This is a genomic window from Oceanobacillus sp. CF4.6 (genome assembly GCF_051262635.1).
Lineage (GTDB): Bacteria > Bacillota > Bacilli > Bacillales > Amphibacillaceae > Oceanobacillus.
This window is the reverse complement of record NZ_JBIMEX010000005.1, coordinates 123257-143225: the sequence shown is the minus strand read 5'-3', so window position 1 is coordinate 143225 and position 19969 is coordinate 123257. Positions and strand designations below refer to the sequence as shown.

The 19969-nt window shown below is 36.9% G+C and carries 18 protein-coding genes, 2 pseudogenes and 1 riboswitch; of the genes and pseudogenes, 16 read left to right on the top strand and 4 right to left on the bottom strand.

What is annotated here, in order from left to right; genetic code table 11:
• The first annotated feature begins 113 nt into the window (after positions 1–113).
• The 4 genes from ACHABU_RS10085 (at position 114) to ACHABU_RS10070 (ending at position 4717) form a co-directional block, all read left to right on the top strand.
• A complete protein-coding gene (locus ACHABU_RS10085) occupies positions 114–938 on the top strand; it encodes an ABC transporter ATP-binding protein (protein WP_435764706.1) in 825 nt (274 codons plus the stop codon).
• 175 nt (positions 939–1113) lie between these two features.
• A complete protein-coding gene (locus ACHABU_RS10080; protein WP_435764705.1) occupies positions 1114–1689 on the top strand; it encodes a nitroreductase family protein in 576 nt (191 codons plus the stop codon).
• A gap of 11 nt (positions 1690–1700) precedes the next feature.
• Positions 1701–2687: an ABC transporter substrate-binding protein gene (locus ACHABU_RS10075; protein WP_435764704.1), complete on the top strand. Its 987-nt coding sequence runs from the start codon at positions 1701–1703 to the stop codon at positions 2685–2687.
• Positions 2688–2701: 14 nt separating this feature from the next.
• Positions 2702–4717: an iron ABC transporter permease gene (locus tag ACHABU_RS10070; protein WP_435764703.1), complete on the top strand. Its 2016-nt coding sequence runs from the start codon at positions 2702–2704 to the stop codon at positions 4715–4717.
• 67 nt (positions 4718–4784) lie between these two features.
• Here the strand turns inward: ACHABU_RS10070 and ACHABU_RS10065 are convergent, their stop codons facing one another.
• The 3 genes from ACHABU_RS10065 to ACHABU_RS10055 all read right to left on the bottom strand — a co-directional run bounded on the left by ACHABU_RS10065 (position 4785) and on the right by ACHABU_RS10055 (position 9035).
• Positions 4785–6251, bottom strand: a complete 1467-nt coding sequence (locus tag ACHABU_RS10065; protein ID WP_435764702.1) for an alanine/glycine:cation symporter family protein — start codon at positions 6249–6251, stop codon at positions 4785–4787.
• A gap of 27 nt (positions 6252–6278) precedes the next feature.
• The gene (locus ACHABU_RS10060) at positions 6279–7877 is read right to left on the bottom strand and encodes an amidohydrolase (RefSeq protein ID WP_435764701.1); all 1599 of its coding nucleotides are present in this window, start codon (positions 7875–7877) and stop codon (positions 6279–6281) included.
• 276 nt (positions 7878–8153) lie between these two features.
• Positions 8154–8331: riboswitch (Lysine riboswitch) on the bottom strand.
• Between the two features lie 131 nt (positions 8332–8462).
• Positions 8463–9035: a hypothetical protein gene (locus ACHABU_RS10055; RefSeq protein ID WP_435764700.1), complete on the bottom strand. Its 573-nt coding sequence runs from the start codon at positions 9033–9035 to the stop codon at positions 8463–8465.
• Positions 9036–9311: 276 nt separating this feature from the next.
• Here ACHABU_RS10055 and ACHABU_RS10050 point away from each other — a divergent pair, with 276 nt between their 5' ends.
• The 9 genes and pseudogenes from ACHABU_RS10050 to ACHABU_RS10010 all read left to right on the top strand — a co-directional run bounded on the left by ACHABU_RS10050 (position 9312) and on the right by ACHABU_RS10010 (position 16403).
• Complete coding sequence (locus ACHABU_RS10050; protein WP_435764699.1) at positions 9312–10523, top strand: D-alanyl-D-alanine carboxypeptidase family protein; 1212 nt, start codon at positions 9312–9314, stop codon at positions 10521–10523.
• 336 nt (positions 10524–10859) lie between these two features.
• The gene (locus tag ACHABU_RS10045) at positions 10860–11765 is read left to right on the top strand and encodes a hydroxymethylglutaryl-CoA lyase (protein ID WP_435764698.1); all 906 of its coding nucleotides are present in this window, start codon (positions 10860–10862) and stop codon (positions 11763–11765) included.
• Positions 11766–11974: 209 nt separating this feature from the next.
• Positions 11975–12160 (top strand): annotated as a pseudogene (locus ACHABU_RS10040) (helix-turn-helix domain-containing protein); the annotation flags it as partial.
• 3 nt (positions 12161–12163) lie between these two features.
• Entirely contained in the window at positions 12164–12535 is a 372-nt protein-coding gene (locus ACHABU_RS10035) for a cupin domain-containing protein (protein ID WP_435764697.1), read from the top strand.
• Between the two features lie 231 nt (positions 12536–12766).
• Positions 12767–12922 (top strand): hypothetical protein, encoded by a 156-nt coding sequence (locus ACHABU_RS10030; RefSeq protein ID WP_435764696.1) that lies wholly within the window; start codon positions 12767–12769, stop codon positions 12920–12922.
• A 13-nt stretch (positions 12923–12935) separates the two neighbouring features.
• A complete protein-coding gene (locus ACHABU_RS10025) occupies positions 12936–13403 on the top strand; it encodes a cytochrome c oxidase subunit II (RefSeq protein ID WP_435764695.1) in 468 nt (155 codons plus the stop codon).
• Positions 13404–13420: 17 nt separating this feature from the next.
• A complete protein-coding gene (locus ACHABU_RS10020; protein ID WP_435764694.1) occupies positions 13421–15097 on the top strand; it encodes a cbb3-type cytochrome c oxidase subunit I in 1677 nt (558 codons plus the stop codon).
• Between the two features lie 112 nt (positions 15098–15209).
• Positions 15210–15842, top strand: a complete 633-nt coding sequence (locus ACHABU_RS10015) for an SCO family protein (RefSeq protein ID WP_435764693.1) — start codon at positions 15210–15212, stop codon at positions 15840–15842.
• 3 nt (positions 15843–15845) lie between these two features.
• The gene (locus ACHABU_RS10010; protein WP_435764692.1) at positions 15846–16403 is read left to right on the top strand and encodes a hypothetical protein; all 558 of its coding nucleotides are present in this window, start codon (positions 15846–15848) and stop codon (positions 16401–16403) included.
• Positions 16404–16967: 564 nt separating this feature from the next.
• Here the strand turns inward: ACHABU_RS10010 and ACHABU_RS10005 are convergent.
• Positions 16968–17660, bottom strand: a complete 693-nt coding sequence (locus ACHABU_RS10005; protein ID WP_435764691.1) for a Crp/Fnr family transcriptional regulator — start codon at positions 17658–17660, stop codon at positions 16968–16970.
• Positions 17661–17833: 173 nt separating this feature from the next.
• Between ACHABU_RS10005 and ACHABU_RS10000 the strand changes: the two genes are divergently transcribed.
• From ACHABU_RS10000 to ACHABU_RS09990, 3 genes and pseudogenes are all read left to right on the top strand, one after another.
• Complete coding sequence (locus ACHABU_RS10000; RefSeq protein WP_435764690.1) at positions 17834–18256, top strand: cytochrome C oxidase subunit II; 423 nt, start codon at positions 17834–17836, stop codon at positions 18254–18256.
• A 79-nt stretch (positions 18257–18335) separates the two neighbouring features.
• Positions 18336–18575, top strand: coding sequence for a DUF2249 domain-containing protein (locus ACHABU_RS09995; RefSeq protein ID WP_435764689.1), 240 nt, complete (start codon positions 18336–18338; stop codon positions 18573–18575).
• 129 nt (positions 18576–18704) lie between these two features.
• A pseudogene (locus ACHABU_RS09990) lies at positions 18705–19831 on the top strand (TIGR04053 family radical SAM/SPASM domain-containing protein).
• The last annotated feature ends 138 nt before the right edge of the window (positions 19832–19969 follow it).

Below are 19969 nucleotides of genomic sequence, written 5' to 3'. Positions count from 1 at the left end.
AAATGATTATCATTGACTATTGTCCTAAAAGCAAATAGACTATAGATAGGTTTTTGGGAAAAAGTTCATACATTAAAATATCGTTTTTATGTATGTTGTAGGGAGTGAATTCCATGCAAGAATTAACTGCAAATGACTTAACGCTAAGTTATGGGGAAGATATTATTATAGATAATCTTAATATAACGGTTCCAAAGGGTGAAATTACTGTTTTAATTGGAGCGAATGGTTGTGGAAAATCTACATTATTACGATCGATGGCACGTTTGTTGAAACCAAAGACTGGTCATGTCGTTCTAGATGGTCATGATATTGCAAAAATTCAAACAAAAGAAGTTGCTAAAAGGTTGTCCATCTTACCACAAAGTCCTGTGACTCCTGAAGGTCTAACCGTTTTTGAACTTGTGAAACAAGGTAGAAATCCGTATCGCGGCTTTCTAAAACAATGGTCTACAGATGATGAGAATGCTGTTAATCATGCACTTGAACTAACACATGTGACCAACTTAAAAGATAGATCCGTTGATTCACTATCAGGTGGTCAACGACAACGTGCATGGATTGCCATGACATTAGCACAACAAACAGACATCATTTTGCTAGATGAACCAACAACCTATTTAGATATGACTCACCAAATCGAGGTTCTTGATTTATTATTTGAGTTGAACGAGAAGGAAGGGCGGACAGTTGTCATGGTTTTGCATGATTTAAATCTGGCATGTCGCTACGCTCACCACATTATTTCCATCAAAGATAAAAAGGTTTTTCAACAAGGTAAACCAGAAGAAATTATTACATGTAACCTAGTTGAGAAAGTGTTCCAAATGAAGTGTGACATCTTCTTTGATCCTAACTATGGAACACCTATGTGTATACCTCATGGAAAAGGACGTAGTGTGTTTGCGGAACAACAATCCAAATATCTTGAAATTTAATTGATTTAATATACGATATAAGAACAAATAGAAAACAGACGGATTTGCACCGTCTGTTTTTCTTACTTTATTTTCCTAGTAGTATTGACAGTATAAAAATAATCATATAAAATTCATGATAATGATAATCATTTTCAATTAAAGGTGGGGAAATACTATCGAGTTAATAACGGCGATGCGGGGTCGACGAACGATTCTTGATTATAAATCAGAAAAGGTCAATAAAGCTTTGCTGTTGAAACTGTTTAATAACGCAGCATACGCCCCCAATCATCATATGAAGGAACCGTGGAAGATAAAAATATATGAGGATGATGCCAAATCTGTGTTTGGGAAAAAGATTGTAGATAGTTACATAAGGCTTGGTCTATTAAAAACATCTAATGAAGAGAAATTAATGAAAGCGCGTCAATCCTATGACCGCTTCTTCACTTCTATCCCACATCATGTACTTTTTTACATAGATAAAGAGGATGATGGTGGCTATGTGGACGAAGAAAATTTTGCGGCTGTCTGTGCATTTATCCAAAACTTCCAGCTGGTAGCTTGGGAAAATGGAATAGGAACGATGTGGACTGCAAAGAAAACACTATTGGATGAAGTGTTTATTCGTGATATTGGACTTTTACCTGAGAAACATAAATTAATAGCGGTCGTCCAGGTTGGCTATCCTAATAAGGTACCGAAAGCAAAGGAACGTACACCGTTAGAGGGGAAAATTGATTGGATCAATACTGAAAAAATTAGATAGGAGATGGACTAATGAAGAAACTAGGATTACTTTTAGCATTATTTATTGTATTAATACTAACCGCTTGTGGGGGCTCAAATGAAACAGCTAATGAATCAGAAACAAATACGGATGAACGAACGATTACAATTGAAGATGCAATGGGTGAACAAACAATTGAAGGGATACCTGAAAATATCGTCGTATTGGAATGGTCCTATGCAGAAGATTTACTTGCATTAGGAATTCAACCTGCAGGTGTTGCAGATTTAGATGGATTTAATCAGTGGGTAAATATAGATGCAGCGTTTGATGAAAGTGTAGAAGACGTAGGTACCAGGCAGGAACCTAATCTTGAAGCAATCGCCCGCTTGAATCCAGATTTAATCATCGGTGTGGATTTTAGACATGAACAACATTTAAACAGCTTAAAGGATATTGCTCCAGTTGTTACATTCGCACCTTATGGGGAAGAAGCAATTGAGGATCATTATCAAAATATGATCAATGAGTTCCAAACGGTTGCAAAAATAGTTGATAAAGAAGCGGAAGCAGAACAAGTATTAGCAGATTTAGCAGATTTTACAGAAGAGCAAGTAGCACGTGTTTCAGATGCAGGGCTGGAGGGTTCAACCTATATTGCGACCCAGGCTTTTACCGCTCAAAACACGCCTGTACTTAGATTGTTTACAGAAAACTCCATTGTTTCCCAAGTGATGAGTAACTTAGGTTTTGTAAATGCATATGAGTCTGACACAGTTGAAACGTATGGATATACTGAAGTAACAATCGAAGCGCTACAAAACTTCCAGAACGAGAATCTTGAATTTTTATATATTGTTCAGGAAGACGATAATGTGTTTGCTAATCAGTTAAAAGGTAATCCTGTCTGGGAAAATTTGAGCTTTGTTCTGGAAGGGAATACACATGCATTACCAGGTGATACGTGGACTTTTGGTGGGGTATTATCAGCGGAAGTACTAACAGAAGAATTAGTTAATGCTATGGTAAATGAGTGATTCGGGTGGATATAATGCTTCGAAAATCAATAAAAGCGGTTCTGACCTTTGGGGGTGGGACCGCCCTTTTATGCATTTTAATTTTTATACATATTAATCAGGGGAGTGTAGCGATCCCATTTAGTACTGTTTTGGATGCGATTTTTGCACCCCAGGATTTGTTGGAACATCATACCGTTCGATATCTGCGGATGCCAAGGGCTATTATGGGCATTATTGCAGGTGGAGCACTAGCTGTTTCTGGAGTTATCTTACAAACCGTTACTAAAAATCCGCTTGCGTCTGCCAGTACATTAGGAATCCATTCAGGAACCTATTTTGCAGTAGTACTCAGTACGGTATTATTCCCGGCAGCTTTAGTTGGAAATGGAATTATCGTTGCATTTTTAGGGGGTATTCTAACATTTTTAACCGTATTTTTATTGTCAGGTGGTAATAAAGCAACACCAGTGAGAATGGTCTTAGCAGGAATGATTGTAACGCTTTTATTTTCCTCGCTGACAAGTGTTCTTCAAATTTTTTATGAAAATGAAGTAGCTGGATTATTTTTATGGGGTTCTGGTACGCTCGTTCAAAATGATTGGAGTGGCGTACAATTTTCCTTACCAATTATAGTTGCTGGATTAATCGTTATCTTGATCATGACTCATAAGTTGGACACGTTAACATTGGGCGATGATATAGCGATTGCCCTTGGGCAAAATGTATCGAGTGTTAAGTTAATTGCGATTCTTGTTGCCGTTTTATTGACATCTGTGACGGTTAGCATAGTGGGGCCAATCGGCTTTGTTGGACTAATTGCACCCCATATTATCAAGTTAATTGGTTACCGCAAGCATTTTCCTTTAATTATTGCCTCTTTTATATGGGGTGCAAATGTATTAGTTTTTGCCGATGTTTTAGCGAGGATTATTGATCCATCATTCTCAGAGCTTCCTGTTGGTTCGATCACTGCTTTAATTGGGGCTCCTTGGTTAATCTATTTAGTGTTACGCATGAAAAGGAGGAAGTATGGAGAAGAAAATACTTCTGTTTTAGCAGGTAAGGTAACAATTGGAATGCCGTTAAAAGTAATTGTGCCGGTCTTAGTTGCTGCAATTTTAATTACGTTGCTAATCAGTCTAGCCTCAGGGAATTATGGTTTCGAACCGCTTGTGGCATATCAGGTTTTTTTCGGTGATGGAAATGAATTTATGAAAAATCTTATTTTAGATCTTCGTTTGCCTCGTTCCCTTGTTGCCTTATTAAGTGGGTTGCTATTGGCAGTATGTGGCTTAATTTTCCAAGGTGTCCTGCGTAATCCGCTGGCAGATCCATCCGTTATTGGAATCACTTCCGGTGCAGGGGTTGGTGCTCTCTTAATGATGTATGTATTCGGTGTATCTGCAGTGTGGATTCCAATTGGGGCAATGATAGGTTCATTTGTATTTTTTGTTATTGTCATGGTACTTGCAGTTCGGGCCCAGTTTCAGCCAACTATTTTAGCGCTTCTTGGAATTGGTGTATCTGCTTTTGGCTCAGCGATCATTCAAATATTAGTTGTACAAGCTGACCTTGGAGTTTCATCTGCATTAACCTGGCTCTCAGGCACAACTTACGCGAGAGGGTGGTCGGAGCTATTTAATTATTTGATATGGCCGGCATTCATACTACTCCCCATCCTGTTTTTAAAAATTAAGGAAATGGATACGTTGGCATTAGGTGATGATACAGCAAAAGGGCTGGGGCTTAAAGTGATGTCCAGTCGATTTCAATTAGCGCTTTTGGCAACCGTCTTGGCAGCGTTCAGTGTAGCTGCAGTTGGAGCAATTGGTTTTATTGGTTTAATCGCGCCACATTTCTCCAGATTACTTGTCGGACCATCTAATCAGCGGTTATTTCCCGTTACAGCCTTAATAGGTGGACTACTATTAGTAATTGCTGATTTGCTCAGCAGGACATTGTTAGCACCAAATGAAATTCCATCAGGTATTTTAGTAGCAATAATTGGTGCACCATATTTCCTGTGGTTAATGAAGAAGCGAGCATAATTCTTTTAATCTCTCATAAAAAAGCAGATATACCATGTTACTAGGTATATCTGCTTTTTAACTATATTTATTTTTTCTCCGACAATTTTGTTTCCTTCTCCTCATAAAATAAAACGATCTCTGGATCTACTTCACCAATACCTAAATATCTTGCTTTATAATCACTCAGCAAAACGAAGAACTGCTTACTTAGGATTAGAATAACAACAATATTGATAAAGGTAGGGATAGCGGATGAGATATCTGCAAAATACCAAACCGTTTGCCCTGGTATACCAAAGCTTACAGCGTATACAACCATAAGAGTACCAGGAATGGGGTATAACCAAATAAAAGATTTTAGTAGTGCATTTTTAATCTTTGGTTTTCTGTTTTTGAATAAGTGGCGAAGCAGAATTTCGTAATATAAAAACCATCCACTCAATGTAGTTAATCCAAATAATAAAATAGATAAGGCAATAATCGTTCTTCCAGTTTCACCGATTCCGATTTCAAATGCCGCAAGTGTAAGCTCTGCTCCGGATAACCCGGATGACCATGCTCCTGTGATGATGATGGTAAAAGCTGTAATGGAACTGACAATAATCGTATCTACAAATACTTCGAAAGCTCCCCAGACACCTTGTTTAACAGGGTGATCAACTTTTGCAGTTGAGTGGACCATCGGGGAGGTACCCCATCCGGCCTCATTACTGTATACTGATCTTGCCATTCCCATACGGATCACCATCGCAACAGCTGCGCCAGCGAACCCACCTACTGCGGCTGTACCTCCGAAAGCGCCTGTTAGAATTAAAGAAAAGACATGGCCAATTTGGCTGAAGTTACTTAGGATAATATAGAGGCCTGCCAACACATAAAAGAGAACCATAATTGGAACAATTTTTGATGCAATTTTTCCAATCCGTTTTATTCCACCATAGACAACAAGGTAAATTAAGATGGAAAATAGAATCGAAGCTGGAATCATGCCAATGTTAAAGGTTGAACTCATTGCTTCTGAAATCGTATAGTTTTGCATTGTGATAAAGAAGGTGGAGAAAATCCCGAACCCAAAAATGATTGCAGGGAACATCCAATATTTAAAATTTCTTTCTTCTCCAAGTCCTTTTTCCATATAATAGGTCGGCCCACCATATGGATCGCCGTTTTCATCCGTATTCCGGTAATAGACAGAAAGTGTTACCTCAACCGTTTTAATAATCATACCAATCAATGCACAAAGCCACATCCAAAAGATGGCTCCAGGTCCACCAACTGCAATAGCGGTTGCAACCCCTCCGATGTTAGCTACCCCAACAGAACCGCCGATGGCAGTACTGACAGCCTCAAAGGAGGATAATATTCCTTTTTCGTCATGACCTTTTTTTTTCTCTTTAAAAAGGCTCATCAATGTTTCTTTTAAAATATGTGATATATGAACGAATTGAAAGAATTTACTTCCAACGGTAAAGTACAATCCCACAAATACAATAGTTAAAATAAGGGGAACCCCCCATAAAAATGCTGACAATTCTTTTAATATATTTTCCATAGATGTATCTCCTCAAAGTAGTAGTGTTTAATTGCTTTGATATTTAATGTCACCACCAATGATTGTCATTTCAATGGATGTGGTTAATAATTCGTCAGCATCTTCCATTTTAAATGGATTCTTGGAATAAACTGTCATGTCAGCCAATTTACCTGTGTCAATGGTTCCTTTGATTGCTTCTTCATTTGTTGGATATGCTCCCATTTCAGTGAATAACCTAAATGCTTCATGCATCGTTAATTTTTGATCAGGATACCAACCATTATGTGTTTGCCCTGGTGACCTTCTTGTCACAGCAGCATGAATTCCCATTAATGGATCGACTGGTTCGACAGGTGAATCTGATCCTCCTGCACATATTACTCCGGCCTCCTGCAGCGTTTTCCAAGCATAGGAAAGCTTCATTCGTTTTTCCCCAAGCCTCTCCTCAACCCATGGGTAATCACTCGCTAAAAATCGTGGTTGAATATCTGCAATTCTGCTTGGTTGTGCAAGACGCTCAATTAAATCTTCACGCAGCACCTGTACGTGAATCAGCCGGTCCCGGTGCGTTACGGTAGGAAACTGATCCATTATATCCAATACATTTTCCAGTGCTTGGTCGCCTATTGTATGAACAGCTATCGGCATAGATAATTCACGTGCACGTTTGATGATGTCATATATTGCATGCTGATCAAACATAGCTTTACCATAGTTTCCTGGGTCATCATTGTAAGGCTCTGATAATAAAGCAGTTCTTCTTCCAAATGCACCATCTGCAAATAGTTTTACTGCACCAATTTGTAGTGTTTCATTTCCGTAGCCCGCATACATTCCTAGGTCTCTTAAGTCATCGAGAAATTCATGATTGATTAAAAGATTGGAACGTAATCCAAGATGCTCCTGGTTCAGTAATTCGTCATAAATCTGATACGTTTGACGTAAACCGCCTAAGTAAAGGGGATCGTTTGAATGAACACTTGTTAGACCTTTTTCCATAGCGAAGTTGATTGCTTTCCTCATTGCATTTTTCAACGTTTCATACGATTTTTCAGGAATATGCTGCGTTATTAGATCGGAAGCAGATTCCAATAGTAATCCTGTTGGCTTATTTGTCGATTCATCCAATACGATCTTTCCACCTACGGGTACTGTCATGGTAGGATGGTAATTACATATTTCCAATGCTTTGCGATTAACTATAGCGGCATGTTCACAGATTCGCGTTAAATATAATGGGTTGTGTGGAGCTACATGATCAAGTTCATGAATTAAAGGAATTCCTCCATCGGTAAAGAGGTTTTCATCCCATCCTCCACCAAGTAGCCATTCACCTGGTTGAAGTGTTTTTGCCTGATTTTGGATGTGATTCAGTGCTTCGTGTTTCGTCGTAATTCCTGTTAAATCCAAATCGATAAATTTCGTGGCAATCATGGACATATGAAGGTGACTGTCTACCAATCCAGGTGTCACCGTATTCCCTTCCAGATTAATAACTTCAATATCGGAGTTTCCCCATTGGATGAGCATATCCTTGGTTGCTCCCATATCTATAAAACGGCCATTTTCTACGACAACTGATTGCACAGTTGGCCTTACTGGATTAAAAGTATAAAATTGTCCATTGGTAAAGATTTTTTTCATGATGTAACTATCTCCTCGGTAAATAATTTAGGGAAATAAACAATGGGATAGTTAAAGGGAATGATCTGGTTATGAAATAGGAGTGTTACTGTCTCATATATGTAGTAGTTAATTAGATTTACATAGCGTTTTTCTACGTAAATATTTGGAGAAAACATAATGAATGGAGGGAAGGTGTTTTATGTACACAAGGTATAAACACCTTTTTAAGTGCACAAAAAAACAACGATAGAAAATAACCTACCATTGTTTATACAATATACGTTATCCTCCATTTCGATCAGTAGTTCTCCATGCACAATTACATTGCATGACAGTAAGTTTCCTATTCAAAAACATACCAGCTATAATAAGCTTGACCCTTACTACGCTTCGGCAAATAATCCTTTCATCAATCATCATAGATGTCATCCTCCGACTGGTTACTCATATTAAATGCGCCTCTACCTCACCGATCTGATAAGGTTTGTTTATTCAATTTAGAGTAATGTTATCAAATTTCTGATTAACTTACAAGCGTTGATTTTGAAAATAATGCTGCGTTGCGGAGTGTATTCGACAAAATTCGGGGAGTGACAGGCACCTTTATCTTTTGAAGAGTCTGATAAAGAAACCCTGTTTTTGTTGTACTTCCGCTTCAGCTTCTTTTGCCGCTGCAATTTGTTTTTGTGTTTCGAGTCGATCATTTATAGTCTGCATTAACATCTTGTCACGTTCCTTCAGTCTTAATTCTATATAATCCTGCTGCTGATTCAGTCGCTGTACCAATTCCTTAATCAATTCATTTTGCATATGCAGTTCTTTATTGTAGTTTTCCAATAATTCATTTTGATGATGAACCATGTCTTTTAATTCCGTTAGATCGTTGTTATAACGTTCTGTGACGTTATCTATAACAGTTAATTCCTGTGATACATCATCACCTTTAACCCATAAACATACAGCTTCTGCACACTCTTTAAGACTCATATCGCCGCTATTTTTAAACGTTACAAGTTTCTGCAGTGCAATAACGTCATTCTCATTGTACCATCGTTGATTTTGATTATTCCTATTAAATTTATAACCTGCATTTTCTAATAGAATACTATACTTCCTTAGTGTTGATTCCTTTACCCCTAATAAGTTAGCTATATCTGCAGGGTTATATATTTTCATCCATTCTTTCCCCCTTTTTGTTAATTATAGCGTTATAACATAATTATACCAGAGTAATATTTAAAATTGTATGAAAATTTAATTAACAAATTTGAATTTTACTAGAAAAATGGTAGAAAAGGATAAATTTACGAAGTATATGTAACCTTTAATCTACCATATATTACCTGGAATGTTAGGTGTTTATTACAAGTTTTCAATCGTATTTACATATTTATTCCGTACCTTTATTCTAAAATAGAACGTACTTTAAAAATCTTAGATGGAGTAGTTATAATGAAAAAAATCGTTCTATTAATCACGGTTATACTAGCAGTTAATATGATAAACGCTTTGAAAGTCCATGGTGAATCGCCAGGATCTCCGACAATACATAGTGAGGCTGCTATTCTGCTAGAGGCAAATTCGGGTCAAATACTTTTTGAAAAAAATGCAAATGAACGTATGTATCCAGCAAGTGTAACTAAAATCGCTACAGCCATTTTTGCAATTGAGAACGGAGACCTGGAAGATATTGTAACGGTTAGTAGCAATGCCAGTGCCCGAAATGTGGAAGGGACTACTGTCTTTTTGGAAGAAGGAGAGCAAGTTACATTAAAGAAGTTGATTCAGGGATTAGTAATTAATTCCGGCAATGATGCAGGAATTGCGATTGCCGAACATTTGAGTGGAAGTGTGGAACAGTTTTCTGATGATCTAAATGTATACTTAACAAATGTAATTGGTACGGAACAAACTAATTTTGAGAATCCACATGGGTTATTTGACGAAGAACATGTTACTACAGCTGAAGATATGGCAAAAATAACCCAACATGCAATGAAAAACGATGCATTTATGAAAATTTTTGGTACAAAGGAAATGGAATGGGATGGTAAAACCTGGGATACTACTCTCCGAACACATCATAAATTAGTGAAAGATGAAATTCCCTATGATGGTATAACTGGTGGGAAAAATGGATTTGTATCTCTTTCGGGCTACACACTTGTTACAACAGCAGAAAACGATGATTTAAATTTAGTTGCTGTAACATTAAAGAGCAGTTACAATGAGGAAGCTTATAAAGATACAATCGAACTATTAGATTACGGTTTTGAAAATTTCAGCACATCGAGTATCGAAAAGGGATCTGTTTTTACTGTTGATGAACAGGAGTACGTAGCACCTAAGAGATTGTCCTATACGCATTCGCCGGATGACAAGTTTCGTGAAACAGTTGATGAGAGTGGAACATTAAAGATTGTAGGTCAGAATGATACAATAGCATCTTTTCAACTAGAAGAAATAAATAAGGAAAGTGTAGAGGTTGAAACTCAATTAGCCTCCGATCAAACAAAGACAAGCCTACTTGATAAGTTATTCTCTGTTCTACCATACATATTAATTCTTTTTGGTGTCGGCTTGATTGTGGTTTTCTTCAACAGGATTCGAAAAAAATCCAGAAAAAAATATGTAGTTAGAAATAATAAAAGATATTATTTCTAACTACTAAATAGTACAAGGAATAACACAATTCAATATTGCCATACACAGGTTAACCTTCTTGATACATATACTATCAGGAAGGTTTTTTCGTGGAAAGATTATGTTTTAACTTCATTGACATTGTTTGAATATTTGTTATATACTTAATTCAACAAAGTTGAATTATAATAAACATAATTGAATACACTAGATATATAGCAAAAATCTAGCGTATATGAAGCAGATATTGCTAAAGTGCAACGTTAAGAAATTATTATGTAAACGGATTCATTCCTTGCAATAGAAAAAACTGCAACACTGGTAAGAATATTTTCTAAATTGAACGGAGGGTTTAAAGTGGCGCGATTACCTGAGTATGTTCAAATTAAAGAAGTTGGAGCCCGTGACGGATTACAAAATGAAAAAAAGTGGATTTCCTCAGCTGATAAAGTTGCTTGGATTAATATGCTTTCAGAGTCTGGTTTAAGTGAAATTGAATATACATCCTTTGTCAATCCGAAAATGATTCCGGCCTTATCGGATGCCAGAGAAGTAGGGAAAAAAATAAGACGTAATCCGAAAGTACTTTATTCAGCGCTTGTTCCAAATATGAAAGGGCTGGAATATGCGTTGGAAGCAGGTATTGATGGTGCATCGGTTTTTATGTCGGCCAGTGAAATGCATAACCAAAAAAACATAAATAAAACAATAAATGAAACGTTTCCTGTTCTCGATGAAGTAGTTAAAGAAGCAAAAAATACCAGGAAAAGAGTAACGGGTTATATTTCAACGGTGTTTGATTGTCCATATGAAGGAAGGATTTCGCCGGAACAAGTTCTTCGCGTATGTGAAAAATTGCTTGAATCAGGAGTGGATGACCTTTCGCTAGGAGATACAATTGGGACTGCTGTACCTACACAAGTAGAACAATTGCTGGAAGTATTAATGAAACACTATCCAAAAGAAAAACTAATCCTTCATTTTCATGATACAAGAGGGATGGCAATTGCGAATATCATGACATCCATGCATTATGGTATAAACCGTTTTGACAGTACTGTCGGTGGGTTAGGAGGCTGTCCATATGCGCCTGGAGCAGCAGGAAATGTGGCAACTAATGATGTGCTTTACCTCCTGCATGGACTGGGAATCGAAACAGGTATCGAAGAGAAAAAGATTCAGGATGCAGGGATATATATCCAAAACAAGCTAGGGAAAATTCTACCTAGTAGGTCGCTCGCTTATTTTGCAAATGCGCAGTAAAAAATTTAAAAACGTTATATTGGCTTATGGGTCTTTTCGTTAATGATATGTTTGGGCAGAAAATCAGATTAGAGAACAATTCTACATATAGGATTGTTCTCTTGCTATTTTTCAAGTATTGTTTAAAAACCTTCTCTTGACTACATTCAGCGCCTAATCTATGATTAAAAAATATACATATGATTTTTAGATGGAAGGACTGAGTTCCAATCGATCTTCATTATATCGGAAAAAAGATAAAGCAAATTCGTTTACGAAACAAAAAAACGCAGCAGCAAGTTGCTGATGAATGTGGTATTTCCAAAAGTTTATTATCAAAAATTGAAAATGGACAAACGGCATCTGCCATTGCGACGTTATCAAAAATTAGTGAAGCCTTGGGTGTTCAGCTGTCCTGGGTGCTTGATGACAATCCAGAACAGGATCTGGTGCTGCAGCAAGGTTCAAACCGGCAATCCAAAATCGGGGATGAAAGTATGGGGTATTCCTATGAGCTGTTGGCTAACCGTTCGAAGTATAGTGGCATTGAACCTACCATTGTCCATGTAACACCAAAAACGATCAACCAACGGCAGGAGAAAACCTATACGCATTCACAGGATGAATTTATCTACATACTCGAAGGTACGATTCACTTGCTCTATGATGGAGAAAAGCACTTTATGGAAAAAGGGGATAGCGCCTATTTTCAAGGTTCCAAACCTCATCTTTTTATCCCAATAAATGATGAAGAAGCACAGGTATTAACCTGTTTTATCGACCGGGTTTAAATGAAGCAGGTAGAAAAGACAGCATACATAATTTATGTATGCTGTCTTTTTGTGTTCGACAAATAATGACAAAAACCGGGGAGTGACAGTGTTCGGTACTGTTCACTTTTTTGTCATATGTGTTTGGTTTTGTGTTGAAGGTCACAGGCTTGATGTGATTTACATCACTAGGTGAAAACGAATTCAGGAATAGAATAAGAGTAAGAAATAACATAAAGGAGTGAGTATCAAATGGAGACAACAAAAAAAATAATTCAAGAAGAAAACGTAGATAAAGATGATGTAAATTCACTAAAAGGGGCACTATTTTCTTCTATTGTTTTTGTTGGAGGCGGAATTGTAGGTTTTATTTTATTACTATTCATTACGTATATGGTAAGAGTCTAAGGGAGGTAATTATATGAAAATGCATCGTTTCGAAGAGATTTGGCTAATTCTTGGAGTCGGAATCCTTGTTCTCTCCATGGTAGTTACTGGATATCAAACATTTGCTATGGGAATGGGGCCACCAAGTAATACGGAAACAATTGATCCACAGAAAGTAGATGAAACAGCACCATTTGATAATCCAGGTGTCTTCAAGACAGGAGAAAATGAATATGAAGTTGTGATGACACTGCAAATATTCAGTTTTACGCCTGATAAAATCGAAGTACCTGTTGGATCTGAGGTAACTTTTACTATGACTTCTAAAGATGTTATTCATGGTTTTCAAATTGCAGGAACAAATGTAAATGCAATGGTAGTACCAGGTCATATTCAAAAAATCACGGAAACTTTTGATGAACCGGGTGAATATTTAGTTCTATGTAATGAGTATTGTGGTGCAGGACATCAAATGATGGCAACTACAGTAACCGTTAAATAAAGAAAGGAGGCAATACCATGGAAGCAATGAAGAACACATTTATAGAGAAAACAAATAAATCCTTAGGTGTAAACACAGAAGATTCACGTCTTTCTTTAACTTATTTTTCGTTGGCATTCATTGTGTTATTTATTGGAGGAACACTAGGATTGCTTCAAGGACTTAACAGAGCTGGGCTTCTAGAATTACCTGCATGGCTTAATTATTATCAAATTTTAACCGCACACGGAGTACTGTTGGTACTGGTATTTACAACACTATTTATGATTGGTTATTTCTATGCGGCACTATCCCATACCCTTGGAGGACTCTTGCCTAAAGTAAGAAAAATGGGTTGGGTTTCATTTGGACTACTCGTAACAGGTACTGTATTCGTAGTGACAACCATTGTAATGGGTGAAGCGTCCGTTATGTATACCTTTTATCCGCCAATGCAAGCATCTCCTTGGTTTTATATCGGATTGGTATTTCTTGTAGCAGGAATTTGGGTAGCAGGAATAGGCTTATTTATGAATGCAGCTAACTGGAAAAAAAGAAACCGCGGCCAGCATTTGCCCTTATTGACGTACTTTGCTGTTGGTGCATTCGTTTTAACACTGCTTGGTAGTCTTGGTGTTACCGCTGAAGTGCTTATGTTAATCCCTTGGGCTTTCGGCTGGACAGAGACAATTAATGTCATGCTAAGTAGAACATTGTTCTGGAGCTTTGGTCACACCATCGTTAACGTGTGGTATTTAATCGCTGTTTCAGCATGGTATGTCACTGTACCTAAGATAATCGGTGGAAGATTGTTCAGTGATACATTAGCTCGTCTCGTCGTTATTTTATCTGTAGTATTGAATGTTCCTGGTGGATTCCATCACCAAATCGTAGATCCCGGATTTGCGGAAGGACTAAAATTCATGCACGTATTTATGAGTTTATCTATCTCACTACCATCCCTTATGACAGCATTTTTCATGTTTGCCGTATTTGAACGTGCTGGAAGAAAGAAAGGTGCAAAAGGTTTGTTAGGATGGGTTAAAAAATTACCATGGAAAGATGTAAGATTCCTTGCGCCAATGATTGCGATGATCGCATTTATTCCAGCAGGAGCAGGTGGAATTGCACAAACAAACAACCAATTAAACCAGGTTGTCCACAATTCATTATGGGTTGTCGGTCACTTCCATTTAACAGTCGGAACTACAGTTGCAGTAACCTTCTTTGGAGTAATGTACTGGTTAATTCCACATTTAACAAAACGTGAGTTAACACCAAAGATGAATCGATTAGGTATTATCCAAACGATTGTCTGGACAGTAGGTATGCTGTTTATGTCTGGATCAATGCATTGGGTTGGAGTTATGGGCTCTCCGAGAAGAACTTCCTATACAACCTATGGAGATAATGCAACAGCACTTAGTTGGGATCCATACCTGTTCTTCCTGGCAATAGGAGGTTCCCTATTATTCTTAGGAGTTATCCTCATGGTATATATTGTTTTCAATCTCATGTTCTTCGCACCTAAAGGGAATACGGAATTTCCGATTGCAGAACCAGAGGATAACGCTTCCGTAACACCAAAATGGACGGAACGTTGGGGACTTTGGGTAATCATAGCAATAGCAGTTATCTCAATGGGCTATGTAATACCTTTAGTGGATTTAATTTTAAATGCGCCTCCTGGTTCCCCACCATTTAGAACTTGGTAAGCGAGAAAGCGTACTGATTTAAACACCACAAGTTAGAGATAGTCTCACCCTTAGTGACTGACTATCTCTTCTGTTTAAAAAGGGAGCAAATCAAATCTAGGACGTGATTACAATGATCAAAAATAATCCAAATAGCTTAGCAATTAGTATTGTTATTATTTTTGGTGTTGCTTTATTTTTCATTGGTACGGACGGATTTCAAGCCTACACTGTGGAAACAGCCAGGATTAATAAATTAATGGAAGAAAATCCAGTCTTCCCTGAAGTAACCTTGGAAGATAGTAAAGAGAGGGTATATCCATTTACAGAGTTCGAAGGAAAATATGTCATGCTAACCTTTATTTACACAGCATGTACGGATGTATGTCCGGAACTTGAATTAAATATGGCACAGGTTTTTAACAATATTCCAGAACAATATATAGGTGAAGATATTGTATTTCTTAGTATCAGCTTCGATCCGGAAAGAGATGATCCAGCTACATTAGAAAAGTACCGTTCGTACTTTAATAGTGGTGGGGAGATATGGAGGATGGCCAGAATCGAAGACCAGAACGAACTCGATGATTTATTGGACGAATTTGGTGTAATCGTTATTCCTGATAAAAATGGAAATTTCCAGCATAATTCCGCATTTTATTTAGTAGATCCCAATGGTATTTTAGTTGAAGTAATGGACTATACAGAAATTGAAGGTGCAACAGAAAAAATTATATCAATCTTGGAAACAGAAGTGGGGGAATAGATGATGAAACAGGCAGTTTATGGTCTCGTATTATATATTTTTCTAATGCTCCCCCCAGTTACTGCACTGGCAGAGTCTATTATGGCTATTCACATGCATATGCAGATGCCTTTGTTTGTTATAGCAGGTATGCTCATGACACCATTTTTCCAAAAGAAGTTTCCAAATCTATTTACAAAATGGAACAGTAATGGAGTTCCTGGAATCCTATTATTCATGATTATCGTACTATACTGGATGATGCCTAGAACAATGGATGAAGCACTGACTATACCTGCAGTAGAAATCTTTAAGTTTATAAGTCTGCCATTTTTAGCGGGAGTACCGTTACGGGATAGTTGGAAGAAACTCGGAGCCCGCGGTAAAAATAGTATCTATGTTAGCTTAAGCATTGTTTTTGGCTTTATGGCTTGGTTATATATAGCTTCACCAAATCAACTATGCAATAACTACCTGATCATTGAGCAAAAAACATTAGGTTGGGGATTTGTATTCCTTGCAGCATGTATCCTTATCTACTTTATCCAAACGCTATTTATTGATGAAACAGAATATGAATAGGAGATTCCTTACTACTTTTTTAAAAAATAATCCTGAGCGTTTTGGCTTTAGAGTCATAATGATTTATACAGTATTGTATGTTACCGTATCCAATGGAATCTCCTTCGTAATAGGTTTGTTTCTAATTTCCTCCATACGTACTTACCTCAATCGAATTATAAAAGTCAATTAAAAATTGGTTGTCAACATGACCGTTTTTTAGTTGATAGACTTTATAACTAATCATTGCCTCTTTTCCATATGGCACAATGAAATTTGTTTCTTCCCCTTTGTATATAAAAAGGCTATTGATTATAATTATTCACTTATTCTTGAGAAGACACATAAGACACCTAGGAAAATAACAAATAGTGGATATAACGGAACAAGGTCTACTTTTTAAGAATAACGCAGTAGATTCACAAAAGGTATTTTTTGAAAAGGACTGATCAGCATGGTCTGGGAAATTCGTCAAATGATATTAGTTGTGCACATATGGTTTTCCGCTTTATTTGTAGAAATCTCAGCCCGTACAAGAAAAACCGAATGATAAGCTACTTTATCATTCGGTTTTTCTTCAAATGGTTAAAACAATTCTTCTTGTAATTCCTTCATATTCACAATGATATTTCCGCCTTTATCATTTTTAATTAAGTTGTTCTTTTTCAACTGTGTCAGTGTTCTGCTGACCGTTTCACGACTAGAACCTATCATATTTGCTAACTCTTTATTGGTAAACTGTGAAGTTATAGAGATTTGATTGATGGCAATTTCCTTTCCATTGGACTTTGCCAGACGGAGTAAAAGCAATATGATTTGTTCGTACGTATTATGTAGAATCTTTTCTTCTAGCCGGTTTTGCAAGTCTACAATTCTATCTCCCAAAACTTTAAATAATTTAATACAGATTTCTGGATTTGTTATAAGGAAGTTTTCAAACAAATGGATAGGAATATATATTAAAATGGCATCTTCCAATACTTCAGCATGTGCAGGATAATTATCTTTGCGGAAAAAGCCTTGATGTGGAAACATTTCTCCTACATTAAGGATATTGACGATTTGTTCTTTCCCATGCATATCTGATCGATATATTTTTACTTTACCTTGATGGATAAAGTATACATTTGTTAATGGATCTCCTTGCATAAAAATATGTGTACCTTGACGAAACATTCGATTTTTTGCTAAGTCTATAATAGGTTCCATTTCAAAATCTGTTAAATTTTTAAACAAAGTAAAGCGCTGTAGAAGCTCCTTTATTGAACCTGGATACATGGAGATCACTCCTTTGAATTATGTATATGTTCTATAATGCAATTCTATCATTTCTAATAAGTAGGTAGTGTGACGAAAATCACAGCAATCTATGCTCACGCTCACATACACAGCTTTATAATAGCATTATGATATATGTGTTAGCAAAAAAAGAAACCAGGAGGGTACTTATTATGAAAAAAAGTTTATTGGTTAGTATTTTAGTAGGTTTTATGTTACTGCTTGCAGCTTGTGGAGGAGAGGACAATAGCACGGAAAATGATACGACAGATAATACAGATACAGAAACTACAGAACAGACGGAAGCTTCTGGAGAAAGCACTGAAACAGAAACCAATAATGATGTAGTTATGACATTAACTAATTTTGATTTCGACAAGCAAGAATATGTTGTACAGTCTGGTGAGGAAGTTACGATAACACTTGTGAATGAAGAAGGTAACCATGGTATTTCCATTGATGAGTTGGATGTAAATATTCAAGGTGATGGAGAGGCGGTCTTTGTGCCGGAAGAACCAGGGGAATATGTTATATACTGCAATGTTTTCTGTGGCGATGGACATGAAGAAATGACTGCAACAATCGTAGTTCTATAATCTATGGACGATCACGACTATATTATATTTTAAAAATAGAAATCTAGAACAAATATCAAAAATACAGGGGGTTAACATAATGAACGATATTGAGTTCACCACAAAATTACATGCACCAGATATAGAACCAAGAATCCGTCATCCGCGAATTTTTGAAGTTTTTGATAGGTTAAATCCTGGAGAGTATATGCACCTATCCAATGACCATGATCCAAAACCATTGCAATATCAGTTTATGATGGAAAGGGAAAGTACATTTTCCTGGGAATATCTTGAGGAAGGTCCTGAACGTTGGCGTGTTGCAATAGGTAAAAAGTGATACGAAGGAAAATCCTTAAATGCAATGTTTAAGGATTTTTTTATCCTTTAATTAATTAAAAATATCACATCATCTATTTTCACGGAAGAAATTTAAAATGTAAAGTAGATGTAGAAATGGAGGAATTATATGTTTCACCGAGATTATAATGAAAATCCATTTATCGTAATTTGGGAATTAACCCGTGCATGTCAATTACAATGCCTGCATTGCAGAGCTGAGGCACAGCATCATCGTCATCCATTGGAGTTAACTTTTGAAGAAGGAAAAACGTTAATCGATGATATATATGAAATGGATAATCCAATGCTTGTTTTTACTGGTGGAGATCCACTGGAGCGTCCGGATGTATTTGAAATTGCAGAGTATGCTGTTAAAAAAGGTGTCCGTGTTTCCATGACTCCTTCTGCTACTCCGAATGTGACGAAAGATGCAATGAAGAAGGCAAAGGATATTGGGCTTTCTAGATGGGCATTAGTATTGATGGCCATTGCAAAGAGATACATGATCACTTCCGCGGTACAGAAGGTTCCTTTGATTTAACGATGAATGCCATAAATTACTTACATGAATTAGAGATGCCATTACAAATCAATACCGTAATTTCTAGATATAATTATGAATACTTAGATGAAATGGCTGAAATGGTGGAAAAGCTTAATTGTGTATTGTGGAGTTTATTTTTTCTCGTTCCAACAGGAAGAGGAAAAGAAACGGATATGATATCAGCCGTCGAGCATGAGCGTGTTTTCAGATGGTTATATCAATTATCTAAAAGGGTACTCTTTGATATCAAAACTACTGCTGGACAACATTACCGCCGAGTTGTCATTCAGAATAAAATGCGCGAACATAAGGGAATGAGTGATAAAGAGCATATCTTTTACCAAGATGCTTTGGATAATGGGAAGACCGGTCAGATTGATGGACTCGGACGAGCACCAAAAGGAGTAAACGATGGCAATGGGTTTGTGTTTATTTCTCATACTGGTGATGTGTTTCCGAGTGGGTTATTACCAATCAAGGCGGGAAACGTTCGTCAAACACCATTAGCAAATATTTACCGTGAATCTGAAATATTTAAGAATTTACGAGATCCTGATAAATATAAAGGGAAATGTGGAGTATGTGAATTCCGAAATGTATGTGGAGGTTCAAGATCAAGAGCCTATAATGTTACAGGAGATTACATGGAAAGTGAACCGTATTGTGTGTATATTCCTAGAGCAATGCGCGGGAAGAAGCAAACGATATAAATCGTAATATAATACGAAAAGCCAGGCATCAGTTGCTTGGCTTTTCTTAATAATCGGCGATCTGAATGTATAAATAAAAACCCAAAATTACTGGAATGAAAAGAAATTAAGTACGTATTGTGTTAGAGTATAGAGAAA